The organism is Micromonospora sp. C31 (assembly GCF_018070575.1).
Lineage (GTDB): Bacteria > Actinomycetota > Actinomycetes > Mycobacteriales > Micromonosporaceae > Micromonospora.
In genome coordinates, this window is the sequence record NZ_JAGPXN010000006.1 from 94251 (window position 1) to 114476 (window position 20226).

Below are 20226 nucleotides of genomic sequence, written 5' to 3' on the forward strand. Positions count from 1 at the left end.
GTCCGCGACGGAAGGTTCGCTGCGGTGACCGACCCCCGGTTCTTCGTCGACTCGTGGGATCCGGCGTACGGCGCGTCGTTCGAGGCGGCCGGCGGCGGTCCCGCCGCGCCGAGCAGCGCCCAGGTCGACGCGGACGCCGAGCTTCCGGCGGTGGACTGGCGGGCGATCGGGCCGCGCGCGGGCGTCCGCGCCCCCGACGTCGTGCTGCTCGTCGACGGGGTGCGCCGGATCGACGCGAGCGTGTGGACGGCGGAGGACGACGGCACGTCCTTCCCCGGCCTGGCCGCGTCGTACGCCGCCGGGGTGGTCCGGTGCGACCTGGAGCGCGGCGCCGCGCAACTGGCCGGCGCGCGGGTGGGTCGGGGGCTGTTCACCGCCAGCCCCTCGGCGGCGGACGTGGTGGCCGGCAGCGTCCGCTACCCGGTGCACCGGGTCAGCGGCACGGGCGAGCTGAACAAGCTCCCGGCCGCCGTGCAGGGGCCGCTGACCGCGCTGGAGGTGGAGGTCTCGGGGGCGGCCCGCACCGACGGCGACCTGCTGGTGGTCGACGGCCCGCTGCGCAACCGGCGGCAGTTGCCGCGCACCCTCGGCTACATCAAGACGCAGCACAGCCAATACCTGGACGCCCGGCTGACCACCGTGGTCACCGGGTTGGCCGCCGGCGAGCGATCCCCGGTGTTCAAGCTCGGCACCGCCTGGGGCGGCTGGTCGTGGTACCTGCGGCTGCCGGTGGCCCTGGGCGCGCCGTGGGCGGGTATCGTCCGGATGGAGTGCTCCGCCGAGCTGGGCATCGACGAGGCGGTGGGGTTGGCCGACCTGTCGCTGGTCACGTTGCCCCGGTTCGCCTCCACGCCCTACAAGGACCCGCGGGCGCCGCAGAACCTGATCCCGATCGCCGGCCTGGAGCGCCGGCTGCGCTCGCTGCTCGGCGACGCGCGGCTGCTGCACCGGGTGCTCACCGCCGCCGCCCGGGCCCGGCGCTGATGGGCCGCAGGCGGGCGGCCGACACGGTGGCCGCGCGGGTCGACACCGGCCAGGCCGAGCTGGTGCCCGACCCGGACCGGCCGGGTTCGTGGACGCTGGTGCTCGACGGCGCCCCGCAGTCGCACGTGGACCTGGCCGACCCCACGCACCTGGAGTTCGAGTACGTCCGGCGGCTCGCCGCCGCGATCGACCTGGTGGCGCCGGCCGGCGCGCCGCTGCGGGTGCTGCACCTCGGTGGCGGCGCGCTCACCCTGCCCCGCTACGTGTCGGCCACCCGGCCCGGCTCGACCCAGCGGGTCGTCGAGGTGGACGGCGCGCTGGTGGAACTGGTCCGCCGGGCCCTGCCGTGGCCGCCGGACCCCCGCCTCAAGGTACGGGTCGCCGACGCCCGGGCGGTGCTCGCCGCCAGCCGGGACGCCAGCTACGACGTCGTGGTCGCCGACGTCTTCGCCGGTGCCCGCACGCCGGCCCACCTGACCTCGGTGGAGTATGCCGCCGAGGTGGCCCGGGTGCTGCGTCCCGCCGGCTTCCACCTGGCGAACGTGGCTGACGGCCCGCCGCTGCGCCACGCCCGGGGGCAGGTGGCCACGGTCCGGTCGGTGCTGCCCCGGGCCTGCCTCGTCGGCGACGCGGCGGTGCTGCGCGGGCGGCGGTACGGCAACCTGGTGCTGGTGGCCGGCCGGGTCGAGCCGCCGGTGCCGGAGCTGACCCGGCGTGCCGCCGGGGACTGGTTTCCCGGCCGGGTGCTCGCCGGCGACGACCTGGACCGCTTCGCGGGCGGCGCGACGGTGGTCCGCGACGCCGACGCCACCGACTCGACCCCGCCGCCGCCCGGGATCTTCTCCGTGCGCCGCTGACCCCTGCGCCGACCGGCGGATCTTTTCCGCGCGCCGTTGATCCGTTCGCCCCGCAGCCGCGTACCACCGGGCGGCCGTACCCGTCAGGGACGGCCGATGTCACCCGACACCCGGAGGTCTGCATGCATGCGGTGGCGGCGGCCGGTTGGCCCGGCGGCAGGGCGCGAACGGCGTCGCCGACGACAAGGTCGGCACCGTCACCCGTCAGGACGGCACCCGACGGCTCACCCTCGACGGCTGGCCGCTCTACCGCTACGTCGGGGACGGGAAGCCCGGCCAGTGGAAGGGCCAGGGCGTCGGGGGCACCTGGTTCGTGGTCGCCCCGGACGGCAGGAAGAACCTGAGCTGCCTGCCGACGGGCACCCCGAAGCCGGTCGCACCGCCGTCCGGAGAGCAGGCCGGGCAGGGCGACTCGAACTACTCGTACTGACCCGCGCGGGGCCCGGCGGGCCGGTCGTCGCCTCGGCGGGGCGCGACCGGTCCCCGTGCCGCACGGCATGGGCCGCCCACGCCCTGGACCGGCGGGGTCGCCGCTGACGAGGCGGGTCGCGCCGGCCGGGTCGCCGGTCACGGGGCCGGGACGTGACAGCATGTGCGGGTGACCGGGACCGAACCCACCGCACGGCGCGAGCTGCACCCGCCCGCCGGGTACCGGCTGGCCGCGTCGGTCCGGGCGCTGACCTTCAGCCCGTACGACCCCTGTGCGCGCGTCGCGGCCGGCACCTTCTGGTGGGCCACCCGGACCCCGGACGGGCCGGCCACCCTCGCCCTGCGGCCGTCGGGCGGCGCCCTGCTCGCCGAGGGCTACGGTCCGGGCGCCGACCGGGTGGTGCAGCGGGCGGACGCGATCGCCGGGCTGCGCGACGACGTCAGCGGCTTCGCGGCGCTCGCCGCGACCCACCCCGTGGTGGCGCGGCTCGCGGCCCAGCACCGGGGACTGCGGATGCCGGCCACCGGGCAGGTCTTCCGCCAGCTCCTGCGGGCGGTCTTCGAGCAGAAGGTGACCGGCAAGGAGGCGTACCGGGCGTACGCGGCGACGGTGCGGCACTTCGCCGAGGCGGCGCCCGGACCGATGCAGCCGCTGCTGCTCCCGCCGGACCCGGCGGCGGTGGCGGCCACCGGGTACTGGGTGTTCCACCCGTTCGGCGTGGAGCAGCGCCGGGCCGAGACGCTGCGCCGTGCGGCGGCCGCCGCGGACCGGCTGGAGCGCTGCGCGGACTCCGCCGAGGCCACCCGCCGGCTCACCGCCGTCGCCGGCATCGGCCCGTGGACCGCCGCCGAGGTGGTGCGGATCGCGTACGGGGACCCGGACGCGGTCAGCGTCGGCGACTTCCACGTGCCGAACACGGTGGCCTGGGCGCTGGCGGGCGAGCCGCGCGGCGACGACGCCCGGATGCTGGCCCTGCTGGAGCCGTTCCGGGGGCACCGGGGGCGGGTCTGCGTGCTGCTGGCCGCCGGTGGCGTCCAGGCGCCGAAGTACGGCCCGCGGATGCCGATCCGCTCCTTCGCCCGGTTCTGACGCGGGACGGCGGTGCGGGGTCAGGGGCGGGCGCAGAGCCGGCGCAGGGTGCGCCCGAGCCACCAGGCGTACGCCCGCTGGAAGGCCCGGCCGGCGGGCCCCGCGGCGCGCATGACCCAGCGGTCCGGCCGGCTGAACGCGACCACCTCGAACCAGACGAGGCCGGCGGCGTCGCGACTGACGACGAATGCCTCCTCGCCGCGTGCCGGATGCCCGGGCAGCGTGCCGTAGCCGAAGCCGGCCCGCTGCCCGTCGTCGACGGCCCAGACCACCTCGCAGGGCGCGGCCAGCCGCAGCGGGCCGACGCCCAGACCCGAGACCACCCGGACCCCGGGCGCGGCCCGGTCGGCGTCGGCGTCGATGCGGATGCCGGCCGCCCGGTGCAGGCGCCAGCCGAGCACGGCGTTCCCGGCCGTGGTGAAGCAGGAGTCGGGCAGCCGGACGCGGTGCCGCACGTGCCGCCAGCCGGGCGGCAGCTCGCCGGTCTCGGTGGCGCCCACGTGCGGATAGGTCAGTGCCGGCACGGCGCACCCCCACGACTCGACGGGACCACCACCAGCGTACGGGCGGTACGGGCGGCCCGTCCGGCGGCCTGTGGTTGGCTGTCGGGGTGATCATCGAGCCGCGCATCGCCCCCGCCGACGTCACCGACGCCGGCGAGATCCTCACCGTGCAGCGCGCCGCGTACCTCACCGAGGCACAGCGCTACGCCGACCCGTTCCTGCCCCCGCTGACCGAGACCCTGGACGAGGTGCGGGCCGCACTGGCGGGCCCCCCGGCGACGGTGCTCACCGCCCGACTCGGCGACCGGGCTGGTCGGGCACCGGCCGGACCCGAACGGCATCCGGCTCGCCGTGCTGGAGAAGGCGGTGGTCAGTCCCGCTCGCAGCGACGCCTGAGCCCGTCGGCCTCCATCCGCAGGTAGCGGCGCATCAGGTCGCCGTAGAGCCAGCCGACCGGCCCGGCCAGGGGCCCGGTCTGGGTGAGGGCCAGCTCGACGCGGCTGCGTCCGTCGGGCAGCGGCAGCACCCGGTGCTCGCCGAGGGTGTGTACCCCCGGGCTGCCCGAGACCCAGGAGAACGACCGCCCCTCGGTCAGCTCGGTGACCCGCCACACCGCCGGTCGCAGCTTCGGCTGTTCCAGCCGGGCGGTGGCGCCCATCGCGAGCGGCCCCGGCTCCCCCCGCAGCGCCCGACGCACCGAGGGCGTCCACTCCGGCCACCGCTCGACGTCGAGCCACACCGCCCAGACCCGTCCGGCCTCGGCGGCCACCTCCGTACCGGCCTCGAACCGCATCGCGTCTCCTCCCCAGGGGGCGGCGCCCGGCGGCGCCGCTGCCGTCCAGACGACGCTGCCCCACGGATCGTGACCGCCCGCGTCCGCCAGCCGGTCCGTCGCCGCCGCCCGGTTCGTCGCCCCGGACCCGGTCCGCCGCCGCCAGTCGATCGCCGCCGGTCGCCCCGGGGTGCCCCACCGGGCCGGCCGCCGCCGGGTCAGGCGGCCTCGCGCAGGTCGGCCAGCCCGAGGGGGGTACGCCGGCGCAGCAACTCCTCCAGCTCCGCGACGGAGCTGGCCTCGCCGAGCACGTCCTTGCCCCCGCCGAACTGGCGGGGATAGCGGCGCACCAGGCGGTACCGGTAGCGGCCCTGGATCAGCTCGATGCTCACCCGCCACCGCCCGCAGCACCCGCAAACCCACTCCGGCATCCCGCGAAAGTAGCTCTGACCTGCGCTTCTCTGATTCGCCCGGTGCGGCACGAGCGGCGCGCGGCGGGACACGCCACCCCTTCACCAGCCGTGATCTGCCTCACCACTGTCGGTGCGGTCTGGTTGACTGATCGCCGTGAAGCTGCCGATCAGTCCGCCGGTCGAGCCGATGCTGGCCAAGAGCGTCCCGCGGGTCCCCACCGCGCCCGGGATGACCTACGAGCCGAAGTGGGACGGCTTCCGGTGCGTCGTGTTCCGCGACGGCGACGAGGTGGAGCTGGCCAGCCGGGGCGGCAAGTCGATGACCCGCTACTTCCCCGAGGTGGTCGAGCAGGCCCGCCGGCAGTTGCCCGAGCGGTGCGTGGTCGACGGCGAGCTGATCGTGATCCGGCGCGACGGGCCGGGCGGGCAGCCCCGGCTCGACTTCGAGCTGCTGGCCCAGCGCGTCCACCCGGCGGCGTCCCGGGTGAGGCTGCTGGCCGAGACCACGCCGGCCGACTTCGTCGCCTTCGACCTGCTCGCCCTCGACGACGAGACGCTGCTCGGCGAGCCCTATCCCCGGCGTCGGGCCCGGCTGGAGTCGGCGCTGGCCGGGGTCCGCCCGCCGGTGCACGTCACCCAGGTCACCACCGACGTCGACACCGCCCACCGCTGGTTCGACGTGTTCGAGGGCGCCGGCCTGGACGGCCTGATCGCCAAGCCGGCCGACCTGCCCTACGAGCCGGGAAAGCGGCTCATGTTCAAGGTCAAGCACGCGCGCACGGCCGACGTGGTGGTGGCCGGCTTCCGGTGGCACAAGTCGGGCCCGGTGGTCGGCTCGCTCCTGCTCGGCCTCCACGACGACGACGGGGTCCTGCACCACGTCGGGGTGAGCGCCTCGTTCACCATGGCCCGCCGCGCGGAGCTGCTGGCGGAGCTGGAGCCCTACCGCGACGTGGGCGCCGACCACCCGTGGGTGCACGGCGACCACGAACGCGGCCAGCGCCTCCCCGGCGGGGTGAGCCGCTGGACGGGCACCCGCAACCTCGAGTGGGAGCCGCTGCGCCCCGAGCTGGTGGTCGAGGTCGGCTACGACGCGATGGAGGGCGAACGGTTCCGGCACACCGCCCGGTTCGTCCGCTGGCGGCCCGACCGTGATCCCCGCTCCTGCCGCTACGACCAGCTCGACCGGCCCGTACGGTTCGATGTGGACCAGGTGCTGCGCGGCGATCCCACGGTGACCGTGCCACCCGCGGCCGGCCCGGCGTAGCCTGGCCGTCGACTCGACCACGAAAGGCTCGCCCGTGACCCGCACCCCCGACCGGATCCGCCGGTTCCGGCTCACCCTCGCCGGGCTGGCCGCCGCCGCGCTGGTCGCCGCCGGCTGCACCCTGCCGGCGATCGCGCCCCGGACGGAGGTCGGCGGCGAGGCCGCCGCGCTCGGCACCGCGCCCACCTGGCGGGCCTGCCCGGAGGTCGCCGAGGAGCTGGTCGGGCGCACCGCGTCCACCATGCGCTACGAGTGCGCCCGGATCGAGGTGCCGCGCAACTGGGGCACGGGAGCGGGCGGCGGGGCGAGCGCCGGCCCCGGCGCCGGGCAGACCTTCGAGATCGCGCTGTTGCGGGCCCGGTCGACGAAGCAGCGCGACCGGATCGGCTCCCTGGTCGTCAACCCGGGCGGGCCCGGCGGTTCCGGCGTGGACACGGCCGTCTACCTCTCCTTCGGCTCCGCGTTCGGCGGCCTGCCCGCCTCGATCACCGACCGGTTCGACATCGTCGGCTTCGACCCGCGCGGGGTGTCCCGCTCCAGCCCCGTCGAGTGCATCCCCGACGCCGAGCTGGACGCGAGCTTCGGCTACGACCCCGATCCGCGCAGCCAGGAGTCGTTCGACGGGTTCGTCGCGCTCAGCCAGCGGATCGGGCGCGGCTGCGGCGACCGCTACGGCGACCAGTTGCCGCTCTACGGCACCGAGCAGGCCGCCCGCGACATGGACGCGGTCCGCGCCGCCGTCGGCGACGACAAGCTGACCTACCTCGGCTACTCCTACGGCACCCTGCTCGGCGCCACCTACGCCCAGCTCTACCCGCAGCGGGTGCGGGCGCTGGTGCTCGACGGCGCGGTCGATCCCCGGCAGGGTCTGGTCGCCGGCTCCGAGGGCCAGGCCAAGGGCTTCGAGCGGGCCTTCGGCAACTTCACCACCTGGTGCGCGGCCAACGCCGGGCGCTGCCCGATCGCCCCGGACGCGCGGGCCGCGGTCACCTCCGCGATCGACAAGGCACGGGTGTCGCCGGTGCGCGGGGACGACGGCCGGGAGGCCACCGCGGGCTGGGTCTTCTACGCCATCATCTCGTCGCTCTACACGGAGTCGGGGTGGCAGGAGCTGGCCCGCGCCATCGACAAGTTGGCGGGCGGCGACCCGTCGGACGTCTTCCGCCTCGCCGACGCGTACGCCGACCGGGACTCCGACGGGCGCTACTCGAACATGTTCGACGCCAATCTGGCGGTCAACTGCGCCGACGAGGACGAGAAGCCGAGCCACGAGCGGATCCGGCAGCTCCAGTCGCAGTGGCGGGCGAAGTACCCGCTGTTCGGGCCGGCCCTCGCCGTCGGCCTGCTCTCCTGCGCCGAGTGGCCCGGCGGTCGCGACCCGTACCCGACGGGCCGGGCCGACGGGGCGCCGCCGATCCTGGTGGTGGGCACCACCGGCGATCCCGCGACGCCGTACGAGCAGACCGGCGCGCTGGCCACGATGCTGGGCGTCGGCCGGGTGCTCACCTGGGAGGGCGAGGGGCACACCGCCTACCCGCAGACCTCCTGCATCACCGAGGCCGTCGACGCCTACCTGATCGACCTGACCGTGCCCAGAGCGGGGCTTCGCTGCCCGGCCCGCTGACCGGCCGCTCCGGCGGCAGGTCGGGCAGGTCGATGCCCTGCCGAACGGCGATCTCCTCCAGCAGCGCCCGCATCCGGCGTACGTCGGCCTTGAGCTGCTCCTGCTCCTCGTGCTCGAAGGCGTCGTCGTCGACGATGAGCCGGCTGGCGAAGTGCGCCGTGATCAACGGGATGACCAGCAGCACCATGGTGGAGATGAGCAGCGCGGCGAGGCTGCGGCCCTGCCAGCTCACCGGGGAGATGTCGCCATAGCCGACGGTGGACGCGGTCACCACCGCCCACCAGACGGCGTCCGCCGCGCTGCGGTCCTCCACGCGGCCGTAGATCATGCCGGCCATCACGATCATCAGCAGGTAGGAGGTGATCAGCGTCCGGGGTGAGTTGGCGAACCAGACCAGCCCTCGGTAGATCAGCCGGAACGGCAGCAGCAGGACGTCCATGGACAGTCATGTTGCCCGGCGCGGAGCAGCGCCGTCCGCCCTTCGCCCGGCTGCCTGTGCCACGCTGGGCGGCATGAGTGACGTGATCTTCCGGGAGGCCGTCCGCGCCGACCTGCCCGCCGTGGTCGCCCTGCTCGCCGACGACGTGCTCGGCAGGACCCGCGACGTCACGCAGGTCGACGCCGCGTACGAGAAGGCGTTCGCCGACATCGACGCCGACCCGCGTAACCAGCTCGTCGTGGCCGACGCGGACGGTGAGCTGCTCGGCTGCATGCAGCTCACCTACATCCCCGGCCTGGGGCGGCACGGCGCCGAGCGGCAGTTGATCGAGGCGGTCCGGGTCCGTTCCGACCTGCGCGGGCGAGGCGTCGGCCGGCAGATGATCACCTGGGCGATCGACCAGGCGAAGCGGCGGGGCTGCGCCCTGGTCCAGCTCACCACCGACAAGACCCGCCACGACGCCCACCGCTTCTACCTCAACCTGGGCTTCCGCCCCACCCACGAGGGCATGAAGCTCCCCCTCTGAACCGGGTGTCAGGCGGGGAGGAGGTGACCGTCGCGGAGGGTGAGGACGCGGTCGGCGAGGTCGATCAGGGCCGGATCGTGCGTGGCGACCAGCGCGGTCATGCCACGGGCATGCACGACCGCCCGGAGCAGGTCCATGATCGACCGACCGGTCTCGGAGTCGAGCTGGCCGGTGGGCTCGTCCGCGATCAGCAGGTCCGGTTCGTTGGCCAGGGCCCGCGCCACCGCCACCCGCTGCTGCTGCCCGCCGGAGAGCTCGTACGGCCGCTGGCCCGCGTGCCCGCCGAGGCCCACCAGCTCCAGCAGCACCGCCACCCGTTCCTCCCGCTCGGCCGCCGGCACCCGCGCCAACCGCAGCGGTACGCCGACGTTCTCGGCGGCGGACAGGATCGGGACCAGCCCGAAGGTCTGGAACACGAAGCCCACCGTGCCCCGGCGAAGTTCCAGCAGCTCCTTCTCAGCGGCGCCGGTGACGTCGTGCCCGGCGACCACCACCCGGCCGGAGTCGGGCCGGTCCAGCCCGCCGACCAGGTTCAGCAGGGTCGTCTTGCCCGCCCCGGATCGGCCGCGTACGGCGACCAGCTCGCCCCGCCCGGCGGAGAACGAGACGTCCCGTACGGCGTGCACGGCGTGCTCGCCGCGGCCGAAGGTGCGGTTGACCCCCTCCACCCGGACCACCTCGTCGGTGACCGTGGCGCCCGCCACCGCACCGCCGGTGCTCTCCGCGCCCGCCACCGCACCGCCGGTGCTCTCCGCGCCCGCCACCGTGCCGGCCGCCCCGTCGTACCGCGTCACGTCCCGCTCGCTCACTGCCCCGCCTCCCGCTCGTCCTGCGCCCGGTCACCCGGCCGCACCTCCACGTGGTCCGGCTCCAGGTTGAGCCGCACCCGGTCGCGCAGCGACAACGCGTCCACGAAGGGCGCCGGCAGCTGCAACCGGCCGCTGCGGTCCAGCACGGCGTACTCCTCGCTGACCAGCTCCGTGCTGCCGTCCGCGCCGATCCGCGCGGTCCGGCGTACCTCGGAGGCGGTCCGGCCGTCGCGGATGGCGACGGTCCGGCGGACCTGGGTGGCCACGGCGTGGTCGTGGGTGACCACCACGACGGTGACGCCGAGCTCGGCGTTGATGGTGCGCAGCGCCCCGAAGACGTCGGCCCCGGTCGCCTCGTCCAGCTCGCCGGTCGGTTCGTCGGCGAAGAGCACCTCGGGGTCGTTGGCCACCGCCACCGCGACCGCACAGCGCTGCTGTTCGCCGCCGCTGAGCTGACCGGGTCGCCGGTCGGCGCAGTGGCCCACCCCGACCATGTCGAGCAGTTCCCGGGCGCGCTCGCGGTGGGCCCGCCGGCCGCCGCGCCGCCCGGCGAGCCGCATCGGCAGCTCGACGTTCTCCAGCGCGGTCAGGTACGGCAGCAGGTTGCGGCCGGTCTGCTGCCAGACGAAGCCGACCGTCTTCCGCCGGTAGCTCAGTCGCCGCCGCGCGGAGAGGTTGAGCAGGTCGTACTCGCCGACGCGGGCGATGCCGGCGGTGGGCGTGTCCAGCCCGGAGAGGATGTTCAGCAGCGTCGACTTGCCCGATCCGGAGGCACCCACGATCGCCACCAGCTCGCCCCGGTCGATGACCAGGTCGAGCCCCTGCAGGGCGACCACCTCCACCCCCTCGGTCTTGAAGATCCGCACCAGCCCGTCGCAGACGATGTGCCCGCGCAACCGGTCCCGGCCGCCGGCCCGCTCCGCCGCCCGCTGGGCGGCCCGCTGTTGCAGGGTGGCCAGGTCCGGCGCGGCGGTGTTCTCCGCGGTAGCGGTCATGGTCAGTTCTCCTCTCCGAGCCGGAGCACCTCGCCGAGGCGCGTCCGGCGGTTGTTCAGGGCCTCGACGGCGACCGCGAAGGCGAGGGCGAGCGCCCCGAGGGCGACGACGGCGGCCACCAGGCCGGGCTCGAACGCCACCCGGACCTGCACGCCGTCGGTGAAGGCGGACAGCCCGAGCACCGGGTTGAGCAGCAGCGGCAGGGCCGTACCGACCAGCGCTCCGGTCAGCACCGAGACGCCCACCGGCGGGGCCAGCTCCACCAGCAGCAGCCCGCGCCACTGGCGTCGGGACAGACCGAGGGTGCGCAGCCGGGACAGCACCTGACCGCGCTCACGGGCGCCGGCGAGCACCATGAAGGCGATCGCGAGCAGGCCCAGCGCCGTCCCGCCGGCCGCGCCGGCGGTGAAGCCGAAGGCGAGTACGCCGTTCGCGCCGCCCTCGCCCACCTGGCGGCGGGTGTCCGCGTACGTGAGCACCTGCACGCCACGCGGGGGTTCCCGGCCGGCGACCGTCCCGCCCGTGGCGAAGCGGGACTGCCCCGCGTCGCCGGCCCGGCGCAGCGCCTCGGCGTCCAGGTCGTCGCCGGCCACCAGGAAGCCGGTCGGCACGGCGGCGTAGTCGCGGCGGGGCAGGGCCTGCCAGGGCAGGACGACGAACCGGGCGCTGTCGGCGCGCAACAGCGGGAAGCTCTCCGCCCGCTCGGCGACCCGGAACTCGTACCGCTGGCCCTGGGCGCTGACGAAGGCGGAGGCGGCCAGGCCGGCGTCGGCCAGTTCGGCGGCGACCGTCGGGGAGACCACGGCGGGCAGCGGGCCGGCTCCCCCGGCGGGGGCGAGCAGCGCCGCCGGCACCGTCACGTCGACGTCGGCCTGCCGGACCATCCGGGCCAGGGCGGGACCGTCGACCATGAGCACGGTCACCCCGCCGAGGCGGGTGTCGGTGCCGACCGCGTCCTTCACCAGGCGCTGGCCCGCCTCGTGCAGCACCGGGCTCGCGGCGTGGACCCCCGGCAGCCGCTCCAGCTCGGCGCCCGTGTCCGGGGCGATCCGCTCCCCCAGGATCAGGGCGTCCGCCGGGACCGCCCGGCTGGCGGCCCGGTCCCGGCTCGCGTCGATCCCGGCGGCCGTCACCGCGCAGAACGCCGCCGTCGCGATGGCGAGCACGACGACCACCAGCGGTACGGCGACGACCGACCGCCCCGCCCGCGCGGTGCCCAGGAAGGCGACGCTGCCCCGGGACCGGGCGGCGAGCCGGCTGGCCAGCCGCAGCGGCCACGGGTACACCCGCATCGCGACCACCGCCGCGGCGACGGCGAGCAGCACCGGGACCGAGACCAGCAGCGGGTCCACCTCCCCGGGGGTGAGGCCGCGACGGCGCAGCAGCACGACCGCCAGACCCGCGAGGACCAGCAGGCCCGCCTCCACCGTGAGCCGACGCGCGGTGGGGCGCGACCGGACCAGGTCGCGCCGCCCCGCGCCGCCGGTGGAGGCGACGAGGGTGGCCACCGGCAGCGCCGCCGTCACCAGGGCGGTCACGGCGACGGCGAGCCACCGCGTCTCCCCCGAAGCCCCGGGGGCGAGCCCCCCGGCCAGCCAGCCGAGCAGGCCGGCGGGCGGCACCACCAGCAGCGCCTCGGCCAGGCTGCGGCCCGCGCTCGTGGTGCTCGCCCCGCCGCGGGCGCGCAGCAGGGCGAACTCGGCCCGGCGTCGGCGCACGAGCAGTCCGGCGGCCAGCACGACGAGCCCGGCCAGCGTGGCCAGTACGCCCGCGGCGATCACCCCGAGCACCGTCCGGGCGCTGTCCACCTCGGCGGAGAACTGCCGCAGCGGGATGTCCAGTCCCTGGACGAGATTGCGGCCGGCCGCCTCCCGGGTCATCTGCTGGAGGGCGTCGATCACCTGGTCCAGTTCGCGGGCGTCGACCCCGTCGGCGCCCAGCCGGTAACGCCAGCCGAACGCCAGCGGCCACCCGGCGACGGCCTGACGGTTCAACGCGGCGGCGTCGACGACGCCGACGGCGACGAAGGGTTCGGCGTCCCCGGGCGGCTCGCCGACCCGCAGCAGCGGCGGCAGACCGTCCCAGAAGCCGTCGGTGTCGTCGCGGGGCTCGAAGAGACCGACCACGCTGACCGGGGCGCGGGGCGGGGCGTTGGGCGGGACGGGTCCCGGCGCGGTGAGGGTGAGCCGGCTGCCGACCCGCAGGTTCAGCTTCTGGGCGACGTCCGCGGCCAGCGCCACCTGCACCGGCTGGCCCTTCGGCGCGTCGACCGGCCAGCGTCCCTCGACCAGCGTGCCGGCCTCCTCGATCCCGGGCACGGCACGCAGGCCGAGATCGACCAGGAGGTTCTTCGCCGCCAGGTCCGGGCCGCCCACCCGGCTGGCCCTGGTCTCCGCGGTGAACCACCGCTGCTCGACCATGCGGCGCACGGCCGGCGGCATGGCGGCCTCCAGCGCCGCCAGCTCGCCCTGGTGCGCGGCCACCGGGGAGCCGTCGTCACCCGTCGGGCCGAGCGGACCGGTCGAGTACGTCACGTCCCGCTGCTGCGGCACCACCGCGCCCAGGTGCGCCCGCAGGCCCTGCTGGGCGTGCCCGTTGACGAGCCTCGGCACCCCGCTGATCACCAGCGCGGCGACCAGCGCCAGCGCCGCGAGCAGCAGGAACTGCCCGCCGTACGCCCCTACCCGGCGTACGACCGCCCCGACGCTCACCACGCCCCGCCTCCGCTTCTGCTCGTCCCTACGCTCCACCCGGTCACCGGTCTCCCCCGATCCGCAGCTGCGCCACGGCCACCCGCTGCCGGATGCCGAGGGCGATGAACGCGCTGAAGGCGAGTGCCGCCAGCAGCAGGCCGAACGCGGTCAGGCCGATGGGCAGCCACGGCAGCACGAAGGCGGCCTCCGGCACCGGCCGGCCGGCGGTCGGCGTGAGGACGACCAACGGCGCCATGGTCGCGCCGACCGTGGCGCCCAGCAGCAGGCCCACGCCGACGCCGATCCCGGCCAGGAAGGTCTGCTCGGCCAGCAGCGCCCGGGCCAGCAGCCGAGGGCTGGCGCCGAGCGTGTGCAGCACCGCGAACTCTCCCAGCCGGTGCCGGGCGGTCGCCCAGACGTCGACGATCAGCCCGACCAGGGCCAGCAGCACCGAGCCGAGCGCGGCGGCGAGCAGCCCCGTGCGGGCCCCCTGCCAGTACGGGTCGTCGGCGGCCCGCTCGGCCACCTCCCGCCGGTCGAGCAGCGTGGCGCCGGTCAGCCCGGCCGCCGCGCGGGCCGCCTCGGCGTGGCCGTCGCCGTCGGTGCGCAGCCACCACTCCGCGATTGGCCGGACGCCGCCCCGGTCCCGGATCAGCCACTCCGCCGCCGCCGGCAGGTCCAGCAGCACACCCGCACCGGCCGTGGACGGCACCTCGTCCAGCTCGCCGACGAGGGTGACCGGCAGCGTCGCGCCCGACAGCACGAGGTCGACCGTCTCACCGACCCCCAGGCTCAACGCGTCGCGCACGGCCGGGGTCATCAGCGCGGGTACCGGCCGGTTCGCATCGGCCGGCACCACGGCGAAACGGCTCGGCGGCTGGTACGCGAACCGACCGCCCGCCCGGTACTCGACCTCCCAGTCGGCGCTCACGCCGGTGGCCGTGACGTGCGCGCCGACCGGTCTGCCCTGGCCGTCGACGGCCACCCAGCCGCCATCCAGCGATGCCGGCCGGGCCGCGCCGTCGGCGCCGAGCAGCCGCAGGTCCGACACCTCCACGCGGTACGCCCGCCCGCGCGCGCTCCCGCCGTCGACCTCGAAACCGGACAGTCGGACGGGGCCCTCCCCGGCGGGGACGACGACGGTGAACGTGGCCGGCCGGCCGTCGCTGCCGCTGTTGCCCGCCGGGAGCCGGAAGGCCAGCCCGTCCGCCCGGGTCAGCAGCACCCACAGGCCGACCCGGTGCGGCGTGACGGCGTCGCGCACCGGCGTGCGTACCGTGCCGGTGAGCGACCGGGTGCCGGCGGGCAGCTCCAGGCCGGCCGGCGCGGCGCGCGCCCGGGTCAGCCGGTCGAGCAGCGCCGGCGTCGGCTCGTCGGTCAGCCGCTCGTTGAGGCGCAGCACGTCGGCCGCGGCCGCGGCGTCGAGGCTCACCACGGTCGTCGGCAGGTCGGCACGGCCGAGGCGGATCTCGTCCCGCCAGGCCGGCAGCGCCTCGCCGACACCGGGCAGCGTGGCGAGCCGGCCGGCCCGGTCGTCGGGTGCCGCGCCGGTACGCTCGACGACCCGCAGGTCGGCGCCGACGGTGTGGTCGGCCTGGTCGGCCTGCGACAGCTCACCCGTGGTCACCAGCGACCAGGCCAGGGTGCTGCCGCCGACGGCGAGGGCGAGCAGCAGCACCGGGCCGGCGTGCGGGCGCCGCCCCGCCTGCCACATGCCGAACATGGTCGCGGTCCACGGCCTGCGGTCGACGAACCGCTCGGCGAACCGGGTCGCGGGCGGCAGCAGCCGCAACGCCACGACCGCGCCGGCCAGCACGCCCAGCGTCGGCGCGGCGACCAGCAACGGGTCCACCCCGAGCCGGCCGCCCGCCCCGGCGACCGGCGACGAGTACTGGCGCAGCTGGGTCCAGGCCAGCACCGCGAAGCCGACCAGCACCAGGTCGAGGCTGGCCCGTTGGACAGTCGCGGCACGGGTGGGGCGGGACCGGGCCGCCATGTCGGCGACGTACGTGCCGGCCCCCCGCAACGTCGGGACGACCATCGCGACCAGACAGCCGGCGGCGGTGGCGGCCGCGGCGGCCCAGACCAGCGTGGTGTTTCCGGGGGCCAGCGTCAGCGGGGCGCTGCCGCCGGTGCCCACGTGCCGCAGCGCCTCGCCCGCGATCAGGGGCCCCAGCACGCCGGCGGGCAGGACGACCAGGGCCGCCTCCCGGGCCGCCAGGCCGGCGAGTTGCCGCCGCGCGGCCCCCCGGGCCCGCAGCAGGGCGGTCTGGCCGCGCCGGTCCTCGTGCAGCAGCGCGGCGACCAGCACCAGCGCGTACCCGCCCAGGACGACGATCAGCAGCAGCGGGGTGGCCAGCGAGGAGCGGCCCACCAGGTCGGCCCGGGTGACCCGGTCGAGGAGCCGGTCGATCGCCGTGACGGTCTGGCCGGAGGAGCCCAGCCCGGCCGCCTCGGGCAACTCGGCGAGGGCCACGGTCATCGCCTGCCGGACGTCGGGCAGCCGGCCGGCGCCGGCCGCCGCGGCGAGGTCCGGCTCGACGACCCAGGACGCCGACACCGAGCCCGGGTAGGTGGCGACGAAGTCCGCCGGGTCGAGCACGAACGGCCCGTACGAGGTGCCGGGGTCCGCGACGCTGCCGGCCCCGACCCCGGGTGCCAGCCGCCAGTACACCTCGGTCGGGTCGCGGGGCTGCCAGGTCCCGACGAGCACCACCTCGCTGGCCTCGTCGGAGCGGCGGTCCAGCATCGGCACCCGGTCGCCGACGGCCATGCCGAGCCCGGCGGCCACCTTCTCCGGCAGGGTGACCTGCAACGGCGAGGCTCCCGGGGCGGGCCAGGCGCCGCTGGTCAGCTCGGCGTGGCCGGCCAGGTCGTCGAGGGTCGCCAGGCTGGCGAAGACGGGATCGTCGCCGTCGCGGAGCACGGGGCCCAGGTCGCCGGTCAGCTCGCGACCACCGCCGTACCGGGCGACGTCGACGGTGACCGGCGTGCCGCCGAGGCCGGCGGCGAACCCGTCGCGGATCGCCCGGTCCCGGGTGGCGAACTCGGCCGCGTCCCGGCCGCTCGTACCGCCCACCAGGACGCTGCGCTCCTCGAACGACGCCCCGCCGAGCAGAGCGCGCTGGCCCGCCTCGACGGCCCGCCGGTTGTAGTCGGACAGCCCGGTGACCAACGCGACCGCCACCAGGGCCGCGACCACTGCGGCGAGCAGCAACCCGCGTGCCTCGCGGGCCCGCCTCCACACCAGCTTCATCCGACGCCCTCCCGTGGCCCGGGGATCGGGCCGACGATCAGGGAGAGCGGCGACGGGCCGGGAAAGGTTCGCGCCCGTTACTTGATCGTTATCCGGGCGCGCACGACCGGGGCGCGACGGGTCAGCGGGGGCGGTCGCGGTCCTTGGAGGGCTGCACGCGCTTCGGCTCGCCGGGCATCTTCGGGTGGTCCGGCGGGTAGGGCATGTCGCCCTGGCCGGCGGCGGCGTCCCGGTCGGCCCACTCCAGCAGCGGGGTGATGTCCCACGCGGTGTCGTCGATGCCGGCGTGCGGGTCGCCGCGCTCGGACAGCCGGGCCGGGACGGTGCGCAGGTCGAAGTCGTCGGGGTCGACGTCGGGCAGCTCGTCCCAGGTGACGGGGGTGGACACGGTGGCGCGGGCGTTGGCCCGCAGCGAGTACGCGCAGGCGATCGTGCGGTCGCGGGCCATCTGGTTGTAGTCGACGAAGACGCGGGCGCCCCGCTGTTCCTTCCACCAGGCGGTGGTCACCAGCTCCGGCCGGCGCCGCTCCAGCTCGCGGGCCAGCGCGATGGTGGCCCGGCGCACCTCGGTGAACGTCCAACGCGGCGCGATCCGCAGGTAGACGTGCACGCCACGGCCGCCGGAGGTCTTCGGCCAGCCGGTGACGCCCAACTCGTCGAGCAGCCCGCGCAGCTCGGCGGCGGCGGAGGCGGCGTCGGCGAAGTCGGTTCCGGGCTGCGGGTCGAGGTCGACGCGCAGCTCGTCGGGGCGGTCGACGTCGGCGGCGCGCACCGGCCACGGGTGGAACACGACGGTGCCCATCTGGGCGGCCCACGCCACGTGGGCGAGGTCGGCCGGGCAGAGCTCGGCCGCGCTGCGACCGCTCGGGAAGCTGATGGTCGCCGTCCCCACCCACGGCGGCACGCCCCGCGCGGGCACCCGCTTCTGGAAGAACGCCTCCCCCTCGACGCCCTCGGGGAAGCGCTGCAACGTGGTGGGACGTTCGCGCAGGGCGCGCATCATGCCGTCACCCACCGCGAGGTAGTAGTGGAAGACGTCGGCCTTGGTGAAGCCGCGCTGCGGAAAGATCACCCGGTCGGGGCTGGTCAGCCGGACGTCGCGCCCGGCCACCTCGATCTGTTCGGCCGCGGCCTTCGTGCCACCCATTGCGCGACCATATGCCACACCCCCGACGTCCGGCGTACCGTTGACGGGTGAGTCCTGACGAGAGCGAACTGCCCCGCACCGAGGAAGAGTGGCGGGTCCGGCTCAGCCCCGAGGAGTTCCGGGTGCTGCGCGAGGCCGGCACCGAACGCCCGTGGACCGGCGAGTACGTCGACACCAAGACGCCGGGCACCTACCGCTGCCGGGCCTGCGGCGCGCAGCTCTACCCCAGCGACACGAAGTTCGACTCGCACTGCGGGTGGCCCAGCTTCGACGACGCCATTCCCGGCGCGGTCAAGGAGATCGAGGACCGCAGCCTCGGCATGGCCCGCACCGAGATCCGCTGCGCCCGGTGCGACAGCCACCTCGGGCACGTGTTCCGGGGCGAGGGCTTCACCCCGAAGGACACCCGGCACTGCGTCAACTCCGTCTCCATCCGGCTGGAGCCGCGCGCCGACGCCTGAGGCGTACGCCCGGCCGCGACGGCGCGCACGGGGCGGCGCCGGGGCGCGTCGCCCGGCCCCGGGTCACCGCCGGGCGGGCGCCAGCCCGGCCATCAGCGAGACCTCGGCCGTACGCGACCGCTCGACGCGCCCGGCGAAGTCGCGTACGCGCGGGTCGGCGCCGACCGTCTGGTGCGCCCGGGCCAGGTCGGCCGCCGCGTCCTGGTGCGGGGCGAGCAGGTCGAGCAGGACGCGGTCGACCTGCCCGTCCGGGACGGCCCGCAGGCGTGCCATGTCCTCGGCGGCGGTCCCGTGCTGGCCGTGGTCGTGCCGGCGGGCGGCCTCGGCGGCGGCCGGCCCGGCGTCGCGCAGCCAGCCGCGCATCGTGGCGAGTTCGTCGGTCTCGGTCACCTCGATGGCGGCGACGAGGGTGCGCAGCTTCCGGTCGGTCACCCGGTCGCGGCTGAGCCGCACCATCTCCAGCGTCTGCTCCGTGTGCGCCGCCAACGTGGCCAGGAAGACCACGTCCAGGCCGTTCATCCCGGTGCTCTCCGCCGGCCCCGGCGGCGCGGGGGCGGGCGACGCCGGGGCGGTCCGCGCGGCGCAGGCGGTGACCACCAGCAGGACGGCGAGCAGGACGACCGTACGCAGCGGTCGCATGGCGCACTCCGATCCGGAGAGGGGTGACGGTTGCGGCGGACGCCGGGAGGCGGGCCGCACCCGCACGGTCAGACCTGGCTCCAGAGCGCCGGCACGTGCGGCGGTTCCCAGCCGGGGATCGCGGTGTGCGCCTGCCGGCAGCGGTACGTCAGCCCGCCGTAGGTGACCTGGTCACCGACCTGGTAGGCCCGGCCCGCCGTCCAACTGCCGCCCGGGGCGGGCGGGGTGGTCGGGGCAGCGGTGGGGGTCGGGGTGGGCGACGGGGCCGGCCGCGTGGGGCTCGGGGTGGGCGACGGGTTGCCGCCCCCGCCGACCTGGAGGTCGACGCAGGAGTAGAACGCGTTGGCGGTGTCCGCGATGTTCCACACGGCGAGGACCTTCTGCCGTCCGGAGTAGCCGCCCAGGTCGACGGTGTGCGAGACGGTGGCCCCCGGCTGCTGCCCGCCGCCGTTGAAGACGGCCACCCGGGTCCCCCCGATGAGGTACTCCCAGCTGCTCGTGGCGTGCCGGGCGGTGTTGGTCCAGGTGAAGGTGACGGAACTGCCGACCGAGGTGGCGGGCCAGCCCCGGCTGTCGTCGTTCAGCACGGCGAACTGGGCGATCCCCGCGTGGCAGCTGCGCAGCCCCTTGGGCCCCTCGACGCTCTGCGGCTCGTACCTGATCTGCCCGCAGTCGGGGACCCGCCCCTGCGCGCAGAGCGCCTGGCGGCTCGGCGGGCCGGACACGTAGCCGTGGGCCTGGGCGGGCGTCGCCACGGCCAGTGCGGAGACGACGGCGCCCGTCGCCACGAGCGGAATCGTGATTCTTCGGCGCATGATGGCAGCTCCTTCAGACTTCGGCCTGGTGAGGTGCCTTCCAACATAAAATAAACTTTGTTAACAGTAAAGACTCCCGTCGATGAAACATCGAACGGATCGAACACACGGAGTGATCGGTCAGAGCAGCAGCAGGCTGCCCCGCTCGTCCACCCGGTCGGCGGACTCGTCGTCCAGCCACACCCCGCCGGTGGCGAGGTAGCGGAAGCGGTACTCCCCCGGGCCGAGCCGTACGGTGACCGTCCGGGTGCCGTCCCGGCGCGGGACGAGTTCGTGTCGCCCCGGCTCCCAGCCGTTGAAGGAGCCCACCACGCTGACCGGGCCGGGCGGTGCGTCGCGGGGCAGGCTGAAGGTGACCCGTACCTGGTTGCCGAAGAGTCTGTTCCGCTTGATCATGTCGTGTTCCTCCGGGGTCGTGCGCGGTCACCGGGTACAACGCCCGACACGCCGGGGGCGACACGCCGCCGGACCGGCGCGACCTGGGCCGTTCCGCCCGCCCGGCGTGCC

Annotated in this window: 20 protein-coding genes and 1 pseudogene; 9 read left to right on the forward strand and 12 right to left on the reverse strand. The window is 76.0% G+C overall.

Going from position 1 to position 20226, the window contains the following annotated elements:
• The first annotated feature begins 24 nt into the window (after window positions 1–24).
• The 4 genes from KBX06_RS10545 (at window position 25) to KBX06_RS10560 (ending at window position 3360) form a co-directional block, all read left to right on the forward strand.
• On the forward strand, window positions 25–984 hold the full coding sequence (locus tag KBX06_RS10545) for a hypothetical protein (protein WP_210834287.1): 960 nt from the start codon (window positions 25–27) through the stop codon (window positions 982–984).
• Window positions 984–1841 carry a spermidine synthase gene (locus tag KBX06_RS10550; protein WP_210834288.1) on the forward strand — a complete coding sequence of 286 codons (858 nt, stop codon included), beginning with the start codon at window positions 984–986 and terminating at the stop codon, window positions 1839–1841. The genes KBX06_RS10545 and KBX06_RS10550 overlap by 1 nt, the downstream gene beginning before the upstream one ends.
• Window positions 1842–1986: 145 nt before the next feature.
• Window positions 1987–2271: a hypothetical protein gene (locus tag KBX06_RS10555; RefSeq protein WP_247685619.1), complete on the forward strand. Its 285-nt coding sequence runs from the start codon at window positions 1987–1989 to the stop codon at window positions 2269–2271.
• A 168-nt stretch (window positions 2272–2439) separates the two neighbouring features.
• Window positions 2440–3360, forward strand: a complete 921-nt coding sequence (locus tag KBX06_RS10560) for a DNA-3-methyladenine glycosylase (RefSeq protein ID WP_210834289.1) — start codon at window positions 2440–2442, stop codon at window positions 3358–3360.
• 20 nt (window positions 3361–3380) lie between these two features.
• Here the strand turns inward: KBX06_RS10560 and KBX06_RS10565 are convergent, their stop codons facing one another.
• Window positions 3381–3884 carry a DUF1990 family protein gene (locus KBX06_RS10565; protein WP_210834290.1) on the reverse strand — a complete coding sequence of 168 codons (504 nt, stop codon included), beginning with the start codon at window positions 3882–3884 and terminating at the stop codon, window positions 3381–3383.
• A gap of 86 nt (window positions 3885–3970) precedes the next feature.
• Between KBX06_RS10565 and KBX06_RS10570 the strand changes: the two are divergent.
• Window positions 3971–4171 (forward strand): annotated as a pseudogene (locus tag KBX06_RS10570) (GNAT family N-acetyltransferase); the annotation flags it as partial.
• Between the two features lie 62 nt (window positions 4172–4233).
• On the opposite strand, the gene KBX06_RS10575 reads toward KBX06_RS10570, so the two are convergent.
• Together KBX06_RS10575 and KBX06_RS10580 are read right to left on the reverse strand one after the other, a co-directional pair.
• Entirely contained in the window at window positions 4234–4656 is a 423-nt protein-coding gene (locus KBX06_RS10575; protein WP_210834291.1) for an SRPBCC family protein, read from the reverse strand.
• A gap of 197 nt (window positions 4657–4853) precedes the next feature.
• On the reverse strand, window positions 4854–5066 hold the full coding sequence (locus KBX06_RS10580; RefSeq protein WP_210834292.1) for a hypothetical protein: 213 nt from the start codon (window positions 5064–5066) through the stop codon (window positions 4854–4856).
• 136 nt (window positions 5067–5202) lie between these two features.
• Between KBX06_RS10580 and KBX06_RS10585 the strand changes: the two genes are divergently transcribed.
• Together KBX06_RS10585 and KBX06_RS10590 are read left to right on the forward strand one after the other, a co-directional pair.
• Window positions 5203–6315, forward strand: coding sequence for an ATP-dependent DNA ligase (locus tag KBX06_RS10585; protein ID WP_210834293.1), 1113 nt, complete (start codon window positions 5203–5205; stop codon window positions 6313–6315).
• 34 nt (window positions 6316–6349) lie between these two features.
• Window positions 6350–7939 (forward strand): alpha/beta hydrolase, encoded by a 1590-nt coding sequence (locus KBX06_RS10590; protein ID WP_210834294.1) that lies wholly within the window; start codon window positions 6350–6352, stop codon window positions 7937–7939.
• Here KBX06_RS10590 and KBX06_RS10595 read toward each other — a convergent pair.
• Window positions 7866–8378, reverse strand: coding sequence for a potassium channel family protein (locus KBX06_RS10595; protein ID WP_210834295.1), 513 nt, complete (start codon window positions 8376–8378; stop codon window positions 7866–7868). The genes KBX06_RS10590 and KBX06_RS10595 overlap by 74 nt on opposite strands.
• 73 nt (window positions 8379–8451) lie before the next feature.
• Here KBX06_RS10595 and KBX06_RS10600 point away from each other — a divergent pair, with 73 nt between their 5' ends.
• On the forward strand, window positions 8452–8904 hold the full coding sequence (locus tag KBX06_RS10600; protein ID WP_210834296.1) for a GNAT family N-acetyltransferase: 453 nt from the start codon (window positions 8452–8454) through the stop codon (window positions 8902–8904).
• A gap of 8 nt (window positions 8905–8912) precedes the next feature.
• On the opposite strand, the gene KBX06_RS10605 is transcribed toward KBX06_RS10600, so the two are convergent.
• The 5 genes from KBX06_RS10605 to ligD form a co-directional block, all read right to left on the reverse strand.
• Window positions 8913–9608: an ABC transporter ATP-binding protein gene (locus KBX06_RS10605; RefSeq protein WP_210834429.1), complete on the reverse strand. Its 696-nt coding sequence runs from the start codon at window positions 9606–9608 to the stop codon at window positions 8913–8915.
• Between the two features lie 101 nt (window positions 9609–9709).
• Window positions 9710–10708, reverse strand: coding sequence for an ABC transporter ATP-binding protein (locus tag KBX06_RS10610; RefSeq protein ID WP_210834297.1), 999 nt, complete (start codon window positions 10706–10708; stop codon window positions 9710–9712).
• Window positions 10709–10710: 2 nt separating this feature from the next.
• Window positions 10711–13458 (reverse strand): FtsX-like permease family protein, encoded by a 2748-nt coding sequence (locus KBX06_RS10615; protein WP_307854564.1) that lies wholly within the window; start codon window positions 13456–13458, stop codon window positions 10711–10713.
• A gap of 4 nt (window positions 13459–13462) precedes the next feature.
• Window positions 13463–16657, reverse strand: coding sequence for an ABC transporter permease (locus KBX06_RS10620; RefSeq protein WP_210834298.1), 3195 nt, complete (start codon window positions 16655–16657; stop codon window positions 13463–13465).
• A 121-nt stretch (window positions 16658–16778) separates the two neighbouring features.
• Window positions 16779–17804, reverse strand: a complete 1026-nt coding sequence (gene ligD / locus KBX06_RS10625) for a non-homologous end-joining DNA ligase (protein WP_210834299.1) — start codon at window positions 17802–17804, stop codon at window positions 16779–16781.
• A gap of 47 nt (window positions 17805–17851) precedes the next feature.
• On the opposite strand from ligD, the gene msrB reads away from it, so the two are divergent.
• Window positions 17852–18265: a peptide-methionine (R)-S-oxide reductase MsrB gene (gene msrB, locus KBX06_RS10630; protein WP_210834300.1), complete on the forward strand. Its 414-nt coding sequence runs from the start codon at window positions 17852–17854 to the stop codon at window positions 18263–18265.
• A gap of 63 nt (window positions 18266–18328) precedes the next feature.
• Here msrB and KBX06_RS10635 read toward each other — a convergent pair whose 3' ends face one another.
• From KBX06_RS10635 to KBX06_RS10645, 3 genes are all read right to left on the reverse strand, one after another.
• Window positions 18329–18904 (reverse strand): DUF305 domain-containing protein, encoded by a 576-nt coding sequence (locus tag KBX06_RS10635; protein ID WP_210834301.1) that lies wholly within the window; start codon window positions 18902–18904, stop codon window positions 18329–18331.
• Window positions 18905–18972: 68 nt separating this feature from the next.
• The gene (locus KBX06_RS10640; protein ID WP_210834302.1) at window positions 18973–19719 is read right to left on the reverse strand and encodes a lytic polysaccharide monooxygenase; all 747 of its coding nucleotides are present in this window, start codon (window positions 19717–19719) and stop codon (window positions 18973–18975) included.
• A 120-nt stretch (window positions 19720–19839) separates the two neighbouring features.
• On the reverse strand, window positions 19840–20115 hold the full coding sequence (locus KBX06_RS10645; protein ID WP_210834303.1) for an isoamylase early set domain-containing protein: 276 nt from the start codon (window positions 20113–20115) through the stop codon (window positions 19840–19842).
• Window positions 20116–20226: the final 111 nt, after the last annotated feature.

Excerpts from the sequence above, each read along its gene's own strand:
- KBX06_RS10640 (WP_210834302.1), bottom strand. The coding sequence starts at position 19,719 with ATGCGCCGAAGAATCACGATTCCGCTCGTGGCGACGGGCGCCGTCGTC.
- KBX06_RS10550 (WP_210834288.1), top strand. The coding sequence starts at position 984 with ATGGGCCGCAGGCGGGCGGCCGACACGGTGGCCGCGCGGGTCGACACC.
- KBX06_RS10645 (WP_210834303.1), bottom strand. The coding sequence starts at position 20,115 with ATGATCAAGCGGAACAGACTCTTCGGCAACCAGGTACGGGTCACCTTC.
- KBX06_RS10580 (WP_210834292.1), bottom strand. The coding sequence starts at position 5,066 with ATGCCGGAGTGGGTTTGCGGGTGCTGCGGGCGGTGGCGGGTGAGCATC.
- KBX06_RS10610 (WP_210834297.1), bottom strand. The coding sequence starts at position 10,708 with ATGACCGCTACCGCGGAGAACACCGCCGCGCCGGACCTGGCCACCCTG.
- KBX06_RS10620 (WP_210834298.1), bottom strand. The coding sequence starts at position 16,657 with ATGAAGCTGGTGTGGAGGCGGGCCCGCGAGGCACGCGGGTTGCTGCTC.
- KBX06_RS10575 (WP_210834291.1), bottom strand. The coding sequence starts at position 4,656 with ATGCGGTTCGAGGCCGGTACGGAGGTGGCCGCCGAGGCCGGACGGGTC.
- KBX06_RS10595 (WP_210834295.1), bottom strand. The coding sequence starts at position 8,378 with ATGGACGTCCTGCTGCTGCCGTTCCGGCTGATCTACCGAGGGCTGGTC.
- KBX06_RS10635 (WP_210834301.1), bottom strand. The coding sequence starts at position 18,904 with ATGCGACCGCTGCGTACGGTCGTCCTGCTCGCCGTCCTGCTGGTGGTC.
- ligD (WP_210834299.1), bottom strand. The coding sequence starts at position 17,804 with ATGGGTGGCACGAAGGCCGCGGCCGAACAGATCGAGGTGGCCGGGCGC.
- KBX06_RS10600 (WP_210834296.1), top strand. The coding sequence starts at position 8,452 with ATGAGTGACGTGATCTTCCGGGAGGCCGTCCGCGCCGACCTGCCCGCC.